Here is a 17,412-nt window from a genome sequence, read left to right as displayed (position 1 = left end):
CGCGCGTGGAGGGACGGCTCAGGCAGGCTGGGGCGCGCCACCCTCGGCGCGGCCCGCAGCAGCCAGCCGGGCGGACAGTTCCTTGCGGAAGCGATTGAGCTCCTGCACGCTCTGGAAGCTGCGCTCCATCAGCAGGCTCATGTTGTGCAGGATGCGCTCGACCACCTTGGTTTCCCACACGGCATCGAACTTGATCTGCTGGTCGAGCCAGCGCTCCAGCCACTCGGGGTTGGGCAGGCGGCTTTGCACGGTGTCACGCGGGAAGAGCTTGGCGTTCACGTGCAGGTTCGTGGGATGCAGGGCTTGCGCCGTGCGGCGGGCACTGGCCATCAGCACCCCCACCTTGGCAAAGGCCGCCTTGGCTTCGTCGCCGAAGCGGCCGATGGCACGCTTCATGTAGCGCAGGTAGGCCCCGCCATGGCGGGCCTCGTCACGCGCCAGCGTTTCGTAGATGGCCTTGATGACGGGCTCGGTGTGCCATTCGGCAGCGCGCCGGTACCAGTGGTTCAGCCGGATTTCGCCGCAGAAATGCAGCATCAGGGTTTCCAGCGCAGGCGCCGGGTCGAACTCGAAGCGCACCTCGTGCAGTTCTTCTTCCGTGGGCACGAGGTCGGGGCGGAAGCGGCGCAGGTACTCCATCAGCACCAGCGAGTGCTTCTGCTCCTCGAAGAACCACACGCTCATGAAGGCCGAGAAGTCGCTGTCGTCGCGGTTGTCGCGCAGGAACATCTCGGTGGCCGGCAGCGCCGCCCATTCGGTGATGGCATTCATCTTGATCGTCTGGGCCTGCTCTTCGCTGAGCCTGGACGCGTCGAACTGGTCCCAGGGGATGTCGCGGTCCATGTTCCAGCGCACGGCTTCGAGTTGCTTGAAAAGCTCGGGGTACAGCATGTCGGTTCCTGTCAGGCTGGGTCCAGTCGGTGATGCATGGCGAACGGAGCGGCTAGAGTTCGTCGAGACGGTGCAGCCGCTCGAGCGCCGACTCGCGCAGGGCCTGGCGCTCGTCCTCGCTCCAGCGGTCGAGGTGCATCGTCATCGGCCGGGTGCGGGGGTTGGCGCGCAACGCCAACCGATGATTGTCCAGGAAGTACCAATACAAAGTGGTGAAAGGGCAGGCACGGGGCCCGGTTTTCTCTTTTGGGCGATATTCGCACATCTTGCACAGGTTGCTCTGGCGGTCGATGTAGGCGCCCGAGGCCACATAGGGCTTGCTGGTGAAGCGCCCGCCGTTGGCGTGCAAGGCCATGCCCAGGGTGTTGGGGCTTTCCACCCACTCCACGGCATCCACATAGACCGCCCGGTACCAGTCGCTGACCTGGCGGGGTTCGATCTCGGCCAGGGTCCCGAACAGGCCGGTCACCATCAGGCGCTGGATGTGGTGGGCGTAGCCATGGGCCAGGGTCTGGGTCAGGGCGTCGCGCAGGCAGGCCATGCGGGTCGCCCCCGTCCAGTACCAGGCCGGCAGCGCCCGGTGGTGGTCGTAGTGGTTGGCCTGGCGCAGGCCCGGCATGTCCAGCCAGTACACACCGCGGATGAATTCGCGCCAGCCCAGGATCTGGCGGATGAAGCCCTCCACGCCGGACAGCGGGGCACGCCCCTCGCGGTAGGCGGCCTCGGCCGCGGCGATCACCTCGCGCGGGTCCAGCAGGTGCAGGTTCAGGCTGGACGACAGCAGCGAATGCCAGCCCCAGGGCGTGTCGGTCCACATCGCGTCCTGGTAGGGGCCGAAGCCTACCAGGCGGTGTTCGATGAAGCGCCGCAGCGCCGCACGCGCCTGGTCGGGCGTGACCGGCCAGGCGAAATGAGCGAGCGAGCCGGGGTGGTTGGCAAAGCGCCTGGACACCAGCGCCAGCACCTCCTGGGTGATCCCATCGGGCGGGAACCAGGCGGGCGGCGGGATCGCCCCCGGGCCGCCTTTCGGGTAGGGTTGGCGGTTGTCGGCATCGAAATTCCATGTGCCCCCCTCGGGCTGGCCCTGGGCATCGAGCAGCACCCGGTGCTCGCGGCGCATCTCGCGATAGAAGTGCTCCATACGCAGCTGCTGGCGACCCTGGGCCCAGCGGGCGAAACGCTCGCGGGTGCACAGGAAGTGCGGGTCGGCCCACCAGCGCAGCGGCACGCCAGCCTGGGCGGCCGTGGTTTCCAGGAGCTGCTCGATGCGCCACTCGCCCGGCTCCATGACCCACAGCTCGGAGGGCCGAAGGCGTTGCAAAGCCTCGGCGAGGCGGTGGTCCAGTCCGGCCGGCGCGTCAGGGGGCTCGCTGTCCAGGTCGAGGTAGTCCACCGTCCAGCCCTGGGCGCGCAAGGCATCGCGGTGGTGGCGCATGGCCGACAGGAAAAGCGCAATGCGGGCCTGGTGGCTCCACACGGCCGTGGCTTCGCCGGCGGTCTCGATCATCAGCACCCGGTCGCGCGCAGCGTCGAGCGCCGTCAGGGCCGGATGATCGGTGGCGAGCTGGTCACCCAGGACCAGCAGGATGCGTCCGCCCATCACGCCGCGCTGCGCTTCGCGTCGCGACGGCAGCGATCGCTGCAATAGCGCACCTCCTCCCAGACCTTGGCCCAGCGTTTGCGCCAGCTCATCGGTCGGCCGCACTGCGCGCAGGGCTTGTGGGGCAGGGCCTGCTTGTTGCCCTGGTAGCCCGGCATGGCCCGGCTCATTCCTGAGGTGCGCGCCAGGCCGCCACGGCTGGCGTCAGGTCCGACAGGCTGGCCAGCGACACCACGCCGGGCTGCGGGTGGCGGCTGAGCCAGCGGTGCAAGCCGCCCACCCAGATCTGGACACGCTCGGGCAGTGCCGCACGCAACTCGGCCAGCCCCTCGTGCACCAGCCGGCGGCCCGGCGCCGAGGCAAAGCTCAGAGCCACCACGTCCGAGTCGTGGGCCCGGGCGGCCTGGACGATGTCGCCCAGGGGCGTCTGCACGCCCAGCGAGAGGCAGTCGCAACCGTCCAGCGCCAGCAGCGCCTCGGCCATCAGCAGCCCCAGGCCATGCGGCTCATTCGGAAAGGTGGTCAGCAGCACACGCGGCTGGGCGCCAGGCTCGGGAGCCGGCACGCTGGCGATGGCCTGGCGCAGCACGCCCTGCATCACCTCGGAGAACACGTGCTCCTGATACACCTGCAGGCTGCCGCGCATCCAGGCCTCGCCCACGGCCGCCGTGAAGGGCAGGGCCTTGTCGACCACGAAGCGGGCCAGGCCGAGCCGCAACTGGGCCTGGGGCAGTTCGCGGCGCAAGGCGGCCACCTCGTGCCGCGCCAGCAGCTCCATCCAGCGGTCGATCTCGGCGTCGGCGCCCATCATCCGCGCAGGCGCCGCTCGCGGCCGGTCCACGAGCGCCTGCAACTCCTCGACCGAACGATCCATCAGACGGCCGGGGCGATGGCCCGCGCCGATCAGCCGGTGCAGCAGCCGCAGCTTGTGCACCTGATCCGCCGGATAGACCCGCTCGCCCACGTCGTCACGCAAGGGGCGGGGGAAGCCATAGCGGCGCTCCCAGATGCGCAGCACGTCCTTGCTCAGCCCGGTGTCGCGCTCGACCGATGCGATCGAGGACATCACACCGTCGCTGGCTCTGGGAAGAGAAACAGGATTTTTGTCCATGACAAATAATTGCTTGTCAGCAAACATGGCCGTATTATCGAACTTATACCAATGATTTGACCAGGACACTTTCCTGCATCCAGGCGCTCATGTGGGCCTGTTCAGCCCAAGACCCTGACCAAGTCGTGGTATCTTGAACGGAAAGATGCAAAATTGTACCGTTTAGTCACAATAGGAACTAAGGAGTTCAAAGCGTGCCCCACCCTCTTCTCCTTCGCCGCCCGACACCTGTCGCACGCCCTATGCCCGATGGGGGAACTTCCCGCGTGCGGGGCCGTCGAAAGCTGCAGGTGGCGATCTGGCGTGAGGTGGAGGCCGTTCGCCGGGGCCTGAGGCCCACTCCCCCGTTTTTCGTGCTGCGAAGACTGCCGGGTTGTCCGGCTGCAATCCCGAGGCGTCTCTCCTCCTCCTCCCTCCCTCCCTCCTTCGTCTCGGGGCGCTTCGCAGCACCTTTGTCTTCTCCCGCCCCCGCCCGTCCCGGGCGGCGCGGCCTGTGCCACTGAGGCCCGCCATGCGACGCATTGCCATCGTCGGTTCGGGCATCTCGGGCCTGGCTGCGGCCCATCGGCTGGCCCCCCACGCTGAGGTCACGCTCTTCGAGGCCGGTGACTATTTCGGCGGCCACACCCACACGGTGGACGTGACGCTGCCCGACCGGTCCGGCCAGCCGGTGACCCACGGCGTGGACACCGGCTTCCTGGTCTTCAACCACCGCACCTACCCGGAACTGGTCAAGCTCTTCGCCGAGCTGCACGTGGAGACCGCGGCGTCGGACATGTCGTTCTCGGTGCAGCTGCCGGGGCGCGACCTGGAATGGAGCGGCAACAACCTCGACACCGTCTTCGCCCAGCGCCGCAACCTGTGGCGCCCGGCCTTCTGGCGCATGCTGCGCGACCTGCTGCGCTTCAACCGCCTGACCACCGCGCTGGCACGCCATGGCGAAGACGCCGCCCTGGCCGAACCCATCGGCGCCTTCCTCGACCGCCACCGCTTCGGCGCCGAGTTCCGCGAGTGGTATTTCCTGCCCATGGTGGCCTGCATCTGGTCCTGCCCGGCCGGCCAGATGCTGCGCTTCCCCATCGGCACGATGATCCGCTTCTGCCACAACCATGGCCTCATCCAGATCAGCGACCGGCCCCAGTGGCACACCGTGCGCGGCGGCGCGAAGCACTACGTCGCGAAGATCCTTGCGGGCCTGACCGACGCCCGGCTGAACACGCCCGTGCGCCAGGTGCGCCGCGTGCCACCGGGCAGCGGCGAGGGCGGCGTGATCGTCAGCACCGACCGCGGCAGCGAACGCTTTGACGACGTGGTGCTGGCCTGCCACTCCGACCAGGCCCTGGCCCTGATCGACGACCCGCTGCCCCTCGAACGCGAGCTGCTGGGCGCCATCGCCTACCACCCCAACGTGGCCGTGCTGCACACCGACACCACGCTGATGCCGCGCCGCCGCAAGGCCTGGGCGGCCTGGAACTACGAGCGCGCCGAAGATGCCGGTCGCGAGGCCGGTGCGGTCTGCCTGCACTACTGGCTGAACCAGCTCCAGCCGCTGCCTTTCCGTGATGACGTGATCGTCTCGCTCAACCCGGTGCGCTCGCCACGGCCCGAGACCGTGCTCGGACGCTACGAATACGCCCACCCGGTGTTCGACCTCTCGGCCGTGGCGGCCCAGCGCCGCCTGGGCGAGATCCAGGGCCTGCGCCATGTGTGGTTCTGCGGTGCCTGGGCGGGCTATGGCTTCCACGAGGATGGGCTGAAGTCGGGCCTGGCCGTGGCCCAAGGCCTGCTCGAGCGCTGGCAGCAAGACCCGATGAAGGTGGCCGCATGAGCAGCCACCCGGCGCGTGCGCTCATCGGCTTCGGCCAGGTGCGCCACACGCGGCTGCGCCCGGCCCGCAACGCCTTCGCCTACGCCACCTACTTCCTGATGCTGCCCATGCGCAGCCTCGCCCGCCAGCCCGACCCGGCCCTGCCGCGCAACCGTTTCGGCCTCATCAGCTTCCACGATGCCGACCACGGCGATGGCCGTGGCGATGCGCTGGGCTGGCTCGAGGCCTTGCTGGCCGGCGAGGGCATCGATGACGCCGACGGCGAGGTGTGGCTGCACACCTACCCGCGGGTGCTGGGCTATGTGTTCAAGCCGGTGAGCTTCTGGTACTGCCACCGCCGCGACGGTTCGCTGGCCGCCATCGTGGCCGAGGTGAACAACACCTTCGGCGAGCGCCACTGCTACTTGCTGACGGGCGCGCAGCTCGGCTGGGGCCGGGAACTGCAGGCCACCAAGGTCTTTCACGTCTCGCCCTTCTGCAAGGTGGAAGGGCGCTACCGCTTCCGCTTCCTGCGCACGCCGGCCGACGGCCTGCATCTGGCCCGCACCGTGGCGCGTATCGACCATGACGACGCGCAAGGCCCGCTGCTGCTGACCAGCGTGAGCGGGGTGCTGGAGCCGGTCACGCGCTCCAGCCTGCGCCGCGCCTTCTTCGGCCACCCGCTGATGAGCGTGGGCGTGATCGCACGCATCCACTGGCAGGCACTGAAGCTGTGGGCCAAGCGCGTGCCTTTCTTCACCAAGCCCGAACCGCCCGATTCCCTGGTGACCCGATGAATCACACGACCACAACCACCCCGGTGGAACAACTCGCCAAGCTGCTGCCGCCCTCGGCACCGGCCGCAGCACGCACCGTGCTGCGCATGATGGCGCACCTGCGCCACGGCAGCCTGGACGTGCAACTGCCCGACGGCAGCACCGCCCACTTCGGCACGCCCGAGGGCCCGCGCGCGGCCATCCGGCTGCGCAACTGGAATGTCTGCGCGCTGGCGCTGAAGTCCGGCGACATCGGCTTTGCCGAGAGCTACATTGCCGGCGACTGGACCACGCCCGACCTGCCGGCCCTGATCCGCCTGTTCATCGCCAACCGCGACGACATCGAATCCGTGGTGTACGGCACCTGGTGGGGCCGGCTGCTCTACCGCGTGCGCCATCTGCTCAACCGCAACTCGCGCGAAGGCAGCCGCAAGAACATCCACGCCCACTACGACCTGGGCAATGAGTTCTACCGCCTCTGGCTCGACCCGAGCATGGCCTATTCCAGCGCCTGGTTCGAGGGTGACCTGAACCGCTCGCTGACCGAGGCCCAGGAAGCCAAGGTGCGCCGCGCGCTGCGCGAATGTGCGCTGCGCCCCGGCGAGCGCGTGCTGGAGATCGGTTGCGGCTGGGGCGGCCTGGCCGAGGTGGCCGTGACCGAGTTCGACGCCCACGTCACGGGTGTGACGCTCTCGACCGAGCAGCTTGCCTATGCCCAGGCTCGTCTGGCCGCGCTGGGGCGCGCACCGCAGGCCGACCTGCGCCTGCAGGACTACCGCGACATCGCCGATGGTCCCTACGACGCCATCTGCTCGATCGAGATGTTCGAGGCCGTGGGCCGCGAATACTGGGACGGCTACTTCGCCACCGTCGCCCGCCAGCTCAAGCCGGGTGGGCGCGCCTGCATCCAGAGCATCACCATCCGCGACGACCTGTTCGAGCGCTACGTGCGCGGCACCGACTTCATCCAGCAGTACATCTTCCCCGGCGGCCTGCTGCCCAGCCCCACGGAGTTCCGCGCCCACGCCCGCAAGGCCGGCCTGGAGGTGGTCAACGAACTGGCCTTCGGTGCCGACTACGCCGAGACGCTGCGCCGCTGGCGCGAGCGCTTCCTGGCCGAGGACACGCGGGTGCGCAAGCTGGGCTTCGACACCCGCTTCATGCGCATCTGGGAGTTTTACCTCGCTTACTGCGAGGCCGCCTTCGCCATGGGCAACACCGACGTCATCCAGTTCACCCTGAGGAAGCCATGAAGCTGTGGGCCGTCCTTGCGCTGTGCTGCTTCGTCGGGTCGGGGGCGAAGGCCTCCGTGCCGGCGCCGCCGCCCGAGGTGCAACGGGCCCTGCCGGAGGTGAAGTTGCAGGGCGAGGCCCGCATGACCTTCCTCGGCCTGCGCGTCTACGATGCCCGCCTGTGGCTGCCGCCGCAGGCGGATGTGCGGCAATATGACGAGGCCCCGCTCGCTCTGGCGCTGCACTACCTGCGCCGCCTTGAGGGCCCCGCCATCGCCGAACGCTCGATCACCGAGATGCGCCGCGTGGGCTCCTTCACCGACGCCCAGGCCAGCGCCTGGCTGGAGGCGATGAAGCGCGCCTTCCCCAACGTCGCCGACGGCGACCGGCTGGTGGGCATCCACCTGCCCGGCCGGGGCGCACGCTTCTACTTCAACGGCCAGCGCACCGCCGAGATCGAGGACGCGGAGTTCGCGCGCCTCTTCTTCGGCATCTGGCTGTCACCGCGCACCTCCGAGCCCCGCCTGCGCGAGCGCCTGATCGGCGCCGCCGCCGGCGAACGCTGACCATGGGCGCCCAACCCGCCATGCCGCGCCTGCCGGCCACCGCGGCGTCTGCGGCCGATGCGCGTGCCGCAGCCGGGTGGACGGGCGCGCCCGCGCAGGGCCTGTCCTACGGCGCGCTGGGCCTGCCCCTGGCCTTCGTGGCCCTGCCGCTGTATGTGGTGCTGCCCGCGCATTACGCCGCGGAGTTCGGCGTGCCGCTCGCGCTGCTGGGCGCCGTCCTGCTGGGCGCACGGCTGGCCGATGCGCTGATGGACCCGTGGATCGGCCGGGTGGTGGACCAGCTCTTCCACCATTCGGCCCGCCGCGTGTGGCTGGTGGGCCTGGCCATGGGCGGTGTGCTGGCCGCAGGCTTTGCCGCCCTCTTCTTCCCGCCCGTGCAGGGCACGGCCGCCTTGCTGGCCTGGTGCGCCGCCCTGCTGCTCGTCACCTACTTCAGCTACAGCGCCTTGAGCGTGACCCACCAGGCCTGGGGGGCGATGCTGGGGGGCGGTGCCGGCCAGCGGGCGGGCGTGGTGGCCTGGCGCGAAGGCTTTGCGCTCGTGGGCGTGCTCGTGGCCAGCGTGCTGCCCAGCGTGGCGGGCATGGGGGTCACCGCCACCGCCTTTGCCGTGCTGCTGGCCGTGGGCCTGTGGGCGCTGGGCCGGGCGCCCCAGCCCCGCAGCGCGCCCGTGCTGCGCGACCCGAGCCAGGTGCGCCCCTGGCGCGTGGGCGGGTTCCGCCGGCTGCTGCTCATCTACCTGCTCAACGGCATTGCCAGCGCCATCCCGGCCACGCTGGTGCTCTTCTTCATCCGCGACCGCCTGCAGGCCGCGGCCTACGAGCCGCTCTTCCTCGCGCTGTACTTTGCCGCGGCCGCGCTGGCCGTGCCGCTGTGGGTGCGCGCCGTGGCGCGCTTCGGCCTGGCGCCCAGCTGGCTGGCGGGCATGCTGCTGGCCGTGGCGGCTTTTGTGTGGGCCGCCACCCTGGGCCGCGGCGACGTGCTGGCCTATGCGCTCGTGTGCGCGGCCAGCGGCATCGCCCTGGGCGCCGACCTGACCCTGCCGCCCGCTCTGCTGGCCGGTGTGATCCAGCGGGCCGGTCACCAGGGGCGCTCGGAAGGCGCCTATTTCGGCTGGTGGAACTTCGCGACCAAGCTCAACCTCGCCCTGGCCGCCGGCCTGGCCCTGCCACTGCTGCAGCTGGCCGGCTACGAGCCGGGCACGCGCGACGCCCAGGGCCTGGCGGCCCTGACGCTGGCCTACTGCCTGCTGCCCTGCGTGCTCAAGCTCGCCGCCGCCGGCGCGCTGTATGGCCTGTGGATGCGGCACGACACCGGAGTGGAACGATGAAACGACGCCTTGTGCTGATGGGCGGTGCCGCGGCTGCAGCCACGCTGTTCAGCGGTTGCGCCAGCCAGAATCTGGACGCCTACGCCGGCGAGCGCCCCGAGCTGGACCTGCGCCGCTATTTCAACGGCCGGCTCACCGCCTACGGCATCTTCCAGGACCGCTCGGGCCAGGTGGTGCGGCGCTTCACCGTGGTGATGGAGGGCCGCTGGGACGGCGACCAGGGTGTGCTCGACGAGGCCTTCACCTACAGCGACGGCCGCACCGAACGTCGCGTGTGGCGCCTCACCCGCCTGGCCGACGGCCGCTACACCGGCCGGGCCGACGACGTGGTGGGCGAGGCCAGCGGCCAGGTGCGCGGCAATGCCTTCAACTGGCGCTACACGCTGCGCCTGCCGGTCGATGGCCGCACCTACGATGTGCAGTTCGACGACTGGATGTACCTGATGGACGATCGCGTGATGCTCAACAAGGCGGTGATGAGCAAGTTCGGCATCCGCCTGGGCGAAGTCACGCTCACCTTCGTGAAGGGCTGAAAGACCCCATGTCCCTCAATCCCAAGCTCACCGACTGGCAAGGCCGTACCGCCTGGCTGGTGGGCGCGTCCACCGGCATCGGCCGCGCCACGGCATCGGCCCTGCATGCCCGCGGCGCCCGTGTCATCGTGTCCGCACGCAATGTGAAGGCTCTCGAGGACTTCACTGCCCAGCACCCGGGCAGCGAATTCATCGCCCTGGACGCCACCCACCGCGAGGCGCTGCGCGCCGCGGCCCAGGACCTGGCCGAACGCCACGGCCGCCTGGACCTGGTCGTCTATTGCGCCGGCCACTACCGGGCCATGCGCGCCACGGCCTTCGATCTGGACGAAGCCCTGCGCCACCAGCAGGTCAACTACGTGGGCGCGCTGTACCTGCTCGATGCCGTGCTGCCGGTGCTGCAGCGCCAGCGCTCGGGCCACCTGAGCCTGGTGGCCAGCGTGGCCGGCTACCGCGGCCTGCCCAACTCGCTGGCCTATGGCCCGACCAAGGCCGCGATGATCAACCTGGCCGAAACGCTCTACCTCGACCTCGAACCGCTGGGCGTGGGCGTCTCGGTGATCAACCCGGGCTTCGTGGAGACCCCGCTGACCGCCCAGAACCGCTTCCGCATGCCGGCCCTGCTCACGCCCGAGCAGGCCGCACAGGCCATGCTCGACGGCTGGGCGCGCGGGCGCTTCGAGATCCACTTCCCGCGCCGCTTCACGCTGTGGCTCAAGGCCTTGCGCTACCTGCGCGACAGCCTCTATTTCTCGGCGGTGCGCCGGGCCACCGGGCTGTGAACGCCGGCGCCGGGCGCCGGCTCTACACTGCCGCCCCATGACCCGCCATGATGACCCGCGCGTGCAGCGCGTGATCGACTTCTTCGAGACGCTCACCCCCGAGTCGGTGCAGCACTTCGGCCGCTATTACACCGACGACTGCCGCTTCAAGGATCCGTTCAACGAGGTCCAGGGCCTGGCCGAGGTGCAGCGCATCTTCCGCCACATGGACGTGGCACTGCGCGAGCCGCGCTTCGTCGTGACGGCTGCCGTCGCGCAGGGCGACCAGTGCTTCCTCACCTGGGACTTCCTCTTCCGCTTCCGGCGCTACAGCGACGCCCCCCAGGTGGTGCGCGGTGCCTCCCACCTGCTGTTCGCGCCCGATGGCCGCATCGCCGTGCACCGCGACTACTGGGATGCCGCCGAGGAGCTCTACGAAAAGCTGCCGGTGGTGGGCCTGCTCATGCGCTGGCTCAAGCGGAGGGCCAACACATGACGATCTCCCACGTTGCTGTCATCGGCGCCGGCCTGGCGGGCCTGACCTGTGCGCGCGAACTGGCCGCCGCCGGCGTGCAGGTGCGGCTCTACGACAAGAGCCGCGGCCCCGGCGGGCGCCTGTCCACCCGGCACAGCCCGGCCGGCCCCTTCGATCATGGGGGCGCCGACTTCGCCGCCAGCGGCAGCGACTTTGCCCAGCAGGTCTCGCAATGGACCGAGGCGGGCTGGCTTGCCGGTGTGGACGACGCTCGCCACACCGGTGTGGGCGGCATGAACGCCCTGCCGCGTGCGCTGGCGCAGGGCCTGGCCGTGCAGCTCGACACCGAGATTGCCGCCATCGAGCCGGCCGGCGAGGGCCGCTGGCAGCTGCGCGCCCACCAGCCGGTGCCCGGCCTGGCCGAGCAGGTGTTCGACGCCGTCGTGGTGGCCGTGCCGGCCGAGCAGGCCGTGCCGCTGCTCGGCGTGGCCCCGGCCCTCGCTGAGGGGGTGCGCCCGGTGCGCAGCGAGCCCACCTGGACGGTGATGGCGGCCTGGCCGCTGGCCCTGCCCGCCCGCAGCGAGCGCCTGCAGCCGGCCTCGGGGCCGTTGCGCGAGGCGCGCCGTGATGACACCCGCCCGGGCCGCGAACGTGTGGCCGGCGTGGGCTGCCGCTGGGTGCTGCACGCCACACCCGACTGGAGCGCCAACAACCTCGATGCCCCGCCCGATCAGGTGCTGCGCCGCCTGCTCGATGCCTTCGGCGAAGCCCTCGGTGTGCGTCTGGCCCGCCCGGCGCATGCCGTGGCGCACCGCTGGCGCTATGCCCAGGTGCCCCAGCCCCTGAGCGAACCCTGCAGCTGGGAGGCCACCTTGCGCATCGGCGCCTGCGGCGACACCTGGCACGCCACCGGCAAGGCCGAGGGCATCGAACGCGCCTGGCTCAGCGGCCGCGCTCTGGCTCGCGCGATGCAGGCTACTTGAGCCAGCCTTTCTTGCGGAAGTACCAGAAGGGCGCGATCACCGTCATGGCCATCAGCGCGATCGAGAAGGGATAACCGTATTCCCACTGCAGCTCCGGCATGTGCTCGAAGTTCATGCCGTAGATGCTGGCGATCAGGGTGGGTGGCAGCAAGGCCACGCTGGCCACCGAGAAGATCCGGATGATCTTGTTCTGGTTGATGTTGATGAAGCCGACGGTGGCGTCCATCAGGAAGTTGATCTTGTCGAACAGGAAGGCCGTGTGCGAGTCGAGCGAGTCGATGTCGCGCATGATCTGGCGGGCTTCCTCGAACTGCTCGGCATTGAGCAGGCGCGAGCGCATCAGGAAGCTCACCGCGCGGCGCGTGTCCATCACGTTGCGGCGGATGCGGCCGTTCAGGTCTTCCTCACGGGCAATGGCCGCGAGCGCCTCGGCGGCCGCCGTGTCGTTGACCTCCTCCTTGAGCACCAGGCCGCTGACCTTTTCGAGCGAGTCGTAGATGCCCTCGAGCGAGTCGGCCGAGTACTCGGCATCGGCATCGTAGAGCTTGAGCAGCACGTCCTTGGCGTCCTCGATCAGCCCCGGCATGCGCCTCGCACGCAGTCGCAGCAGCCGGAACACCGGCAGGTCGTGATCGTGGATGGAAAACAGCACCTTGTTGTGCAGGATGAAGGCCACGCGCACGTTGCGCGAGGTGTCGTCCTCGTCCACCAGAAAGTCCGAGCGGATGTGCAGTTCGCCGTTGTCTTCCTCGTAGAAGCGGGCCGATTCCTCCAGGTCTTCATCGACCACGTCCTGAGGGATGCTGACGCCGAAGCGCCCGGCGATCCAGCCCTTTTCCTCGGGCGTGGGCGCTTCCAGGTCCACCCACACCGGCTGGACCTGCGACAGCGCTTCGGGGCGGTCGATCTCCTGCTGGACGAGCCGGCCGTTGGCCAGCGTGAAGACGTTGAGCATGAATTCTCCAACCGGGGCGCCGCTCCAGGGAAGCGGCGCAGGTGTCTCTTGAGGTTGCGAAGGGGTCAGGGTCGGCCACCGTCTCACCCCAAGGCCGCTTGCGGCTGCGGGCCCGCTGCTACAACGCGCGAACCCGGGTTGGAGTGGACGGCCACCGAGGCTGGGGGCTGTCCAAGGAAGTCTCCGTGATGGAACTGGTGCGGATTATGGCACCGCTGCATGACTGCCAGCACCGCCCGCTGCAGGCACGGGGCGTCCGGCGAAGAAGGCCTCGATGCGCTCGCGCTGCGCCAGCGCATCGGCACGCCCCAGGGCCATCAGGGCCTGGACGAAGGGCGGCTCGAAGAGCAGGTAGCTGGCCAGCGCCGCACCGGCTCCCTGGGTGCCGCCCAGCATCTTGAGCAGCTTGAAGGCGGGTTCGGGCAGGGAGCGTGCGTGCTCGCGGGCCAGCGAATCGAGCGAGCACGACGGTTGCAACGACAGCACCTCCACCGTGCGGTACGGCAAGGCAGCACCGCCCTGCGCCTGCCGCAGCCGTCTCAGCCCCTCGTTCACCCGCAGGGCCTGCTCCACATCGGCCTCCAGCGTGTCGTGGAACACACTGGCCATGGCATGGGTGGCAATCTGAGCCATCTTCGGATACTGGCCCGCGGACTCGTCGGGGTCGTCGGCCATCCCCGAACGTTCGGGCTGGCCCACCCCGATGGCCAGGATGCGGGTGGCCCCAAGGTGGAAGGCTGGCGACAGGGGGGCCAGCTGGCGCATGGACCCGTCCCCGAAGTACTCTGTGCGCCCGTTCACCTGCAGCGGCACCGCCGGAAACACAAAGGGGATGGCGGCCGAGGCGAGCAGGTGCTCGGCAGCCACCGGCTGGGCCACCGAACGCCGCCCCGGATGCTGCCAGGGTTCCACCTTCAGCGCATCGGCGGTCTGGTAGAACGTCCAATGCAGGCCGCTGGTGTAGCTGGAGGCGGTGACGGCCAGGGCCTGCAGGTGACGATCGCGCAAGGCCAGGCCAATGCGCCCGAAATCCACCGCTCGCCTCAGGCTGCGCGCCAGCGGCTCGGCATCCAGAAAGGACCGCGGCAGGCGCCGCAGCATCCACGCCGGCGAGATCAGCGTGGCCCAGCGCAGCCCCTGGTGGGCGCTGCGCAGAGACTCCACGTGGTACACGTGATCGGAGCGCAGCGTGCCCCAGAAGGCCGCCAGTCGCTCCACAGCCGCCTGCCCCGCCGAAGCATGGCAGGCCAGGTAGGCCGCATTGAGCGCGCCGGCCGAGGTGCCCACGAGGATGTCGAAGAAGGCCCGCGGTGAGGGACCGAGGATCTGGACGATGCCCTGCATCGCCCCCACCTGATAGGCCGTGCGGGCCCCGCCCCCCATCAGCACCAGGGCCGTGCGCGGTGGCGGGCCGCTGTCGCTCATGGGTGCGAGCGAACTGAAGACGGTGCCGAGCGTCATGTCAGCCCCGGCACCTTGTAGGTGGACATGAGCCGCTGGTAGGCCTGCCAGGTGCGCTCGACCACCTTGCGGTCGCGCAGGAAGTGCAGGTCATGGAAGTAGCCCAGCATCAGGCTGCTGATCTCGTAGGCCACCTGGGCGGGGTCGGTGTCGGGCTTCAGGTGCCCTTCCTCGACGGCCTGGGTCACCGTGCGGCCCAGGGTGCGGCGCCACCGGGCCACGCCGCCGCGGACCTTCTTGCGCAGCAGCGTTTCCATCGGGTGCAGATCGAAGGCCGCCACGGCATGCAGCGAGCCGGCCATGGCCTTGCGACCCACGCCGCGCCCCACCCACAGTTCCATGATGCGATCCAGCCGCGGCAGGCCCCGAGGCGCCTCCAGCGCGGGCAGGAAGACGTGCTCGGCGAAGAGCTGTTCGTAACGTGCCAGCACGAGGTCCTGCAGGTTCTCCACCGAGCCGGTGCGCACGAACACACCGCTCTTGCTGATGCCCAGGCGCTTGGCCACCTCCCCCAGCGACATGCTCGACAGCCCCTGGGTGATGGCCAGTTCCAGGGCGGTGTTGACGATGGCGCTGAGGGTGCGCTCGCTCTTCTTGAGGACTTCGGTCATGGCACTCGGGGCTGCCCCCGCCGCCGCGCCGGACTGCACAGCAAAACAGGCTGGGGGAAAAGCCCAGATGGTACGCCCCCGTGTGCGGCGCTGTCCCCCTCGGATGACACGCCAGTGACGCCGCTCCCCCTGATCAGGCGGGGTTGGGCCGGGTTCGGCGAGAATCCGCCTGTCACAAATCCGTCACAGATTCGTCACACGGTCTGTCGTCCCCGGATCATGGAATTCAAGAACATCGCCAAGATCGAGAAGGCCACCCGCCGTGGCCGCAACGACTCCTTCAAGCTCGGCATCGGACTGCTGTTTGCCGTCGGCATCCTGCTCTACACCAGCCTGGGGCTGGGCGTGAGCGGCCCCAATGCCGCCCTGCTGGTGGCCGCCGCGGTGATCGGAGGCTACATGGCCATGAACATCGGTGCCAACGACGTGGCCAACAACATGGGGCCCGCCGTGGGTTCACGGGCCATCTCGATGGTGGGCGCCATCCTGCTGGCCGCCGTCTTCGAGGCCGCGGGCGCCCTGATCGCCGGGGGCGACGTGGTCAGCACCATCCAGAAGGGCATCATCCGCCCCGAGGCGATCGAAGGCACCGACCGCTTCCTGTGGCTGATGACGGCCGCCCTGCTGGCCGGTGCGATCTGGCTGAACGTGGCCACGGCCCTGGGAGCACCGGTTTCGACCACCCATTCCATCATCGGGGCCGTGCTGGGCGCCGGCGTGGCCGCCGGAGGGCTGCAGGCGGCCAACTGGGGCCAGCTGGGCGAGATCGCCGCCAGCTGGGTCATCTCGCCGCTGCTGGGGGGGCTCATCGCCGCCGGCTTCCTTTACTGGATCAAGCACAGCATCGTGTTCCGGGACGACATGGTGGCGGCGGCCCAGCGCACCGTGCCCCTGCTCATTGGCATCATGGTCTGGGCCTTCGCGTCCTACCTGGTGCTCAAGGGCCTGAGCCGTGTGTGGAAAGTGGGCTTCCCGCTCGCCATCGCCATCGGCGCCGGCCTGGGGGTGGCCGGCTGGGCACTGGCACGCCAATGGGTGCAGGCCCGGGCCCCGCAACTGCCCAACACCCGCGACGGCATCAACTCCCTGTTCACGCTGCCGCTGATCTGCGGCGCGGCGCTGCTGAGCTTCGCCCACGGCGCCAACGACGTGGCCAACGCCGTCGGCCCGCTGGCGGCCATCGCCGAGGCAGTGCGCACGGGCACCGTGTCGGGTCAGGCCCGCATTCCCACCTGGGTGATGGTGGTCGGAGCCCTGGGCATCTCGCTGGGGCTGATGCTCTACGGGCCCAAGCTGATCCGCAAGGTGGGCAGCGGCATCACCGAACTCGACCAGATGCGCGCCTTCTGCATCGCGCTGTCGGCCGCCCTCACCGTCATCGTGGCCTCCCAGCTGGGTCTGCCGGTGAGTTCCACCCACATCGCCGTGGGCGCCGTCTTCGGCGTCGGCTTCCTGCGCGAATACCTGCAGCAGCGCCAGGCCCACGCCCTGGAGTTCATCCGCAGCCAGCACGAGGGCGCCCCGGATGGGGTGCTCGACCGCTACCTCGAGGAGTTTGCGCGGGCCAGCGTCGAAAAGAAGCGCGACATGCTGGCCCAGCTCAAGCGGCGCTCGCTGGGGGCGGAGCTGACCAAGTTCGAGCGCAAGAAGCTGCGCAAGGTGTACCGCGAGGAGCTTGTCAAGCGCTCCGAGCTGGTCAAGATCGCCGCCGCCTGGGTCATCACCGTGCCGGTGTCGGCGCTGCTGGCCGCCATGCTCTACTTCATGATCTTCGGCCTGGTCAACGCCTGAGCCGGGCCGGGGCGAACGGAACCTCCGCCGCTGCAGGGGCACTATCACGGGTTGCCGACTCTTTCAGGAGACTTCCCGAGATGACCCGACTCTCGCTTGCACTTGCCGGGCTGATCGCGGCCGCTGCCACTTGGCCGGCCGCCGCCCAGACCATGGTCAGCGTCAACCGCCCCGAGGTGAACCTGCGCGCCGGTGCTGGCACCCAGCACGACGCGCTGTGGGTGGTCAGCCGTGGCTACCCCCTGCAGGTCACGGCGCGCCAGGGCCAGTGGCTCAAGGTGCGCGATTTCGAAGGCGACGAGGCCTGGGTGTATCGGCCGCTCACCGCCACCACGCCCCACCATGTCGTGAAGGTCAAGACGGCGAATGTGCGCAGCGAGCCCAGCACCCGCGCCCGCATCGTCGGCCAGGCCGAGTACGGCCAGGTGCTGCGCACCCTGGAAAAGCGTCAGGGCTGGGTCCGCGTGCGGCACGACAGCGGCATGACCGGCTGGGTGGCACGCAATCTGCTGTGGGGTTGGTAGGGAAATC

18 protein-coding genes are annotated in these 17,412 nt (G+C 69.6%); 11 read left to right on the top strand and 7 right to left on the bottom strand.

What is annotated here, in order from left to right:
- Positions 1 to 18: 18 nt before the first annotated feature.
- The 4 genes from C1704_RS09895 to C1704_RS09880 are packed head-to-tail and all read right to left on the bottom strand — an operon-like array spanning position 19 to position 3,557.
- Entirely contained in the window at positions 19 to 891 is an 873-nt protein-coding gene (locus C1704_RS09895; RefSeq protein WP_104302560.1) for a ferritin family protein, read from the bottom strand.
- A 52-nt stretch (positions 892 to 943) separates the two neighbouring features.
- Entirely contained in the window at positions 944 to 2,491 is a 1,548-nt protein-coding gene (locus C1704_RS09890; RefSeq protein ID WP_104302657.1) for a cryptochrome/photolyase family protein, read from the bottom strand.
- Positions 2,491 to 2,649, bottom strand: a complete 159-nt coding sequence (locus C1704_RS09885) for a DUF2256 domain-containing protein (protein WP_104302559.1) — start codon at positions 2,647 to 2,649, stop codon at positions 2,491 to 2,493. The genes C1704_RS09890 and C1704_RS09885 overlap by 1 nt, the downstream gene beginning before the upstream one ends.
- Positions 2,650 to 2,657: 8 nt before the next feature.
- Positions 2,658 to 3,557: a MerR family transcriptional regulator gene (locus C1704_RS09880; protein WP_104302558.1), complete on the bottom strand. Its 900-nt coding sequence runs from the start codon at positions 3,555 to 3,557 to the stop codon at positions 2,658 to 2,660.
- A 556-nt stretch (positions 3,558 to 4,113) separates the two neighbouring features.
- Between C1704_RS09880 and C1704_RS09875 the strand changes: the two genes are divergently transcribed.
- From C1704_RS09875 to C1704_RS09835, 9 genes are read left to right on the top strand one after another with little or no spacing between them, the layout of a single operon-like run.
- Complete coding sequence (locus C1704_RS09875) at positions 4,114 to 5,430, top strand: NAD(P)/FAD-dependent oxidoreductase (protein ID WP_104302557.1); 1,317 nt, start codon at positions 4,114 to 4,116, stop codon at positions 5,428 to 5,430.
- Positions 5,427 to 6,206 (top strand): DUF1365 domain-containing protein, encoded by a 780-nt coding sequence (locus tag C1704_RS09870; RefSeq protein ID WP_104302556.1) that lies wholly within the window; start codon positions 5,427 to 5,429, stop codon positions 6,204 to 6,206. Before C1704_RS09875 ends, C1704_RS09870 begins: the two co-directional genes overlap by 4 nt.
- On the top strand, positions 6,203 to 7,438 hold the full coding sequence (locus C1704_RS09865) for an SAM-dependent methyltransferase (RefSeq protein WP_104302555.1): 1,236 nt from the start codon (positions 6,203 to 6,205) through the stop codon (positions 7,436 to 7,438). The genes C1704_RS09870 and C1704_RS09865 overlap by 4 nt, the downstream gene beginning before the upstream one ends.
- Positions 7,435 to 7,983, top strand: coding sequence for a chalcone isomerase family protein (locus C1704_RS09860; protein WP_104302554.1), 549 nt, complete (start codon positions 7,435 to 7,437; stop codon positions 7,981 to 7,983). Before C1704_RS09865 ends, C1704_RS09860 begins: the two co-directional genes overlap by 4 nt.
- A gap of 2 nt (positions 7,984 to 7,985) precedes the next feature.
- The gene (locus tag C1704_RS09855; RefSeq protein WP_104302553.1) at positions 7,986 to 9,311 is read left to right on the top strand and encodes an MFS transporter; all 1,326 of its coding nucleotides are present in this window, start codon (positions 7,986 to 7,988) and stop codon (positions 9,309 to 9,311) included.
- A complete protein-coding gene (locus C1704_RS09850; RefSeq protein ID WP_104302552.1) occupies positions 9,308 to 9,844 on the top strand; it encodes a DUF3833 domain-containing protein in 537 nt (178 codons plus the stop codon). The genes C1704_RS09855 and C1704_RS09850 overlap by 4 nt, the downstream gene beginning before the upstream one ends.
- 8 nt (positions 9,845 to 9,852) lie before the next feature.
- On the top strand, positions 9,853 to 10,626 hold the full coding sequence (locus C1704_RS09845) for an SDR family NAD(P)-dependent oxidoreductase (protein ID WP_104302551.1): 774 nt from the start codon (positions 9,853 to 9,855) through the stop codon (positions 10,624 to 10,626).
- A 37-nt stretch (positions 10,627 to 10,663) separates the two neighbouring features.
- Entirely contained in the window at positions 10,664 to 11,101 is a 438-nt protein-coding gene (locus C1704_RS09840) for a nuclear transport factor 2 family protein (RefSeq protein WP_104302550.1), read from the top strand.
- Entirely contained in the window at positions 11,098 to 12,063 is a 966-nt protein-coding gene (locus C1704_RS09835) for an NAD(P)/FAD-dependent oxidoreductase (RefSeq protein ID WP_104302549.1), read from the top strand. Before C1704_RS09840 ends, C1704_RS09835 begins: the two co-directional genes overlap by 4 nt.
- On the opposite strand, the gene corA is transcribed toward C1704_RS09835, so the two are convergent.
- The 3 genes from corA to C1704_RS09820 form a co-directional block, all read right to left on the bottom strand.
- Positions 12,056 to 13,018, bottom strand: a complete 963-nt coding sequence (corA, locus tag C1704_RS09830) for a magnesium/cobalt transporter CorA (RefSeq protein WP_104302548.1) — start codon at positions 13,016 to 13,018, stop codon at positions 12,056 to 12,058. The two genes, C1704_RS09835 and corA, sit on opposite strands and share 8 nt — an antisense overlap.
- 204 nt (positions 13,019 to 13,222) lie before the next feature.
- Entirely contained in the window at positions 13,223 to 14,479 is a 1,257-nt protein-coding gene (locus C1704_RS09825) for a patatin-like phospholipase family protein (protein WP_104302547.1), read from the bottom strand.
- The gene (locus C1704_RS09820) at positions 14,476 to 15,090 is read right to left on the bottom strand and encodes a TetR/AcrR family transcriptional regulator (RefSeq protein ID WP_104302546.1); all 615 of its coding nucleotides are present in this window, start codon (positions 15,088 to 15,090) and stop codon (positions 14,476 to 14,478) included. Before C1704_RS09820 ends, C1704_RS09825 begins: the two co-directional genes overlap by 4 nt.
- Before the next feature lie 219 nt (positions 15,091 to 15,309).
- Here C1704_RS09820 and C1704_RS09815 point away from each other — a divergent pair, with 219 nt between their 5' ends.
- Together C1704_RS09815 and C1704_RS09810 are read left to right on the top strand one after the other, a co-directional pair.
- Complete coding sequence (locus C1704_RS09815; RefSeq protein ID WP_104302545.1) at positions 15,310 to 16,881, top strand: inorganic phosphate transporter; 1,572 nt, start codon at positions 15,310 to 15,312, stop codon at positions 16,879 to 16,881.
- 80 nt (positions 16,882 to 16,961) lie between these two features.
- Positions 16,962 to 17,405 carry an SH3 domain-containing protein gene (locus tag C1704_RS09810; protein ID WP_104302544.1) on the top strand — a complete coding sequence of 148 codons (444 nt, stop codon included), beginning with the start codon at positions 16,962 to 16,964 and terminating at the stop codon, positions 17,403 to 17,405.
- The last annotated feature ends 7 nt before the right edge of the window (positions 17,406 to 17,412 follow it).

The sequence above is a fragment of the Caldimonas caldifontis genome (assembly GCF_002930615.1).
Classification (GTDB): domain Bacteria; phylum Pseudomonadota; class Gammaproteobacteria; order Burkholderiales; family Burkholderiaceae_C; genus Caldimonas; species Caldimonas caldifontis.
This window is presented reverse-complemented; position numbering and strand designations above follow the sequence as displayed.

Bases quoted from the DNA above. Each gene is read 5' to 3' on its own strand.
- C1704_RS09865 (WP_104302555.1), top strand. From the start codon at position 6,203: ATGAATCACACGACCACAACCACCCCGGTGGAACAACTCGCCAAGCTG.
- C1704_RS09850 (WP_104302552.1), top strand. From the start codon at position 9,308: ATGAAACGACGCCTTGTGCTGATGGGCGGTGCCGCGGCTGCAGCCACG.
- C1704_RS09860 (WP_104302554.1), top strand. From the start codon at position 7,435: ATGAAGCTGTGGGCCGTCCTTGCGCTGTGCTGCTTCGTCGGGTCGGGG.
- C1704_RS09880 (WP_104302558.1), bottom strand. From the start codon at position 3,557: ATGTCCTCGATCGCATCGGTCGAGCGCGACACCGGGCTGAGCAAGGAC.
- C1704_RS09870 (WP_104302556.1), top strand. From the start codon at position 5,427: ATGAGCAGCCACCCGGCGCGTGCGCTCATCGGCTTCGGCCAGGTGCGC.
- C1704_RS09825 (WP_104302547.1), bottom strand. From the start codon at position 14,479: ATGACGCTCGGCACCGTCTTCAGTTCGCTCGCACCCATGAGCGACAGC.
- C1704_RS09815 (WP_104302545.1), top strand. From the start codon at position 15,310: ATGGAATTCAAGAACATCGCCAAGATCGAGAAGGCCACCCGCCGTGGC.
- C1704_RS09890 (WP_104302657.1), bottom strand. From the start codon at position 2,491: ATGGGCGGACGCATCCTGCTGGTCCTGGGTGACCAGCTCGCCACCGAT.
- C1704_RS09875 (WP_104302557.1), top strand. From the start codon at position 4,114: ATGCGACGCATTGCCATCGTCGGTTCGGGCATCTCGGGCCTGGCTGCG.
- C1704_RS09885 (WP_104302559.1), bottom strand. From the start codon at position 2,649: ATGCCGGGCTACCAGGGCAACAAGCAGGCCCTGCCCCACAAGCCCTGC.
- C1704_RS09810 (WP_104302544.1), top strand. From the start codon at position 16,962: ATGACCCGACTCTCGCTTGCACTTGCCGGGCTGATCGCGGCCGCTGCC.
- C1704_RS09820 (WP_104302546.1), bottom strand. From the start codon at position 15,090: ATGACCGAAGTCCTCAAGAAGAGCGAGCGCACCCTCAGCGCCATCGTC.
- corA (WP_104302548.1), bottom strand. From the start codon at position 13,018: ATGCTCAACGTCTTCACGCTGGCCAACGGCCGGCTCGTCCAGCAGGAG.
- C1704_RS09835 (WP_104302549.1), top strand. From the start codon at position 11,098: ATGACGATCTCCCACGTTGCTGTCATCGGCGCCGGCCTGGCGGGCCTG.
- C1704_RS09855 (WP_104302553.1), top strand. From the start codon at position 7,986: ATGGGCGCCCAACCCGCCATGCCGCGCCTGCCGGCCACCGCGGCGTCT.
- C1704_RS09845 (WP_104302551.1), top strand. From the start codon at position 9,853: ATGTCCCTCAATCCCAAGCTCACCGACTGGCAAGGCCGTACCGCCTGG.
- C1704_RS09895 (WP_104302560.1), bottom strand. From the start codon at position 891: ATGCTGTACCCCGAGCTTTTCAAGCAACTCGAAGCCGTGCGCTGGAAC.
- C1704_RS09840 (WP_104302550.1), top strand. From the start codon at position 10,664: ATGACCCGCCATGATGACCCGCGCGTGCAGCGCGTGATCGACTTCTTC.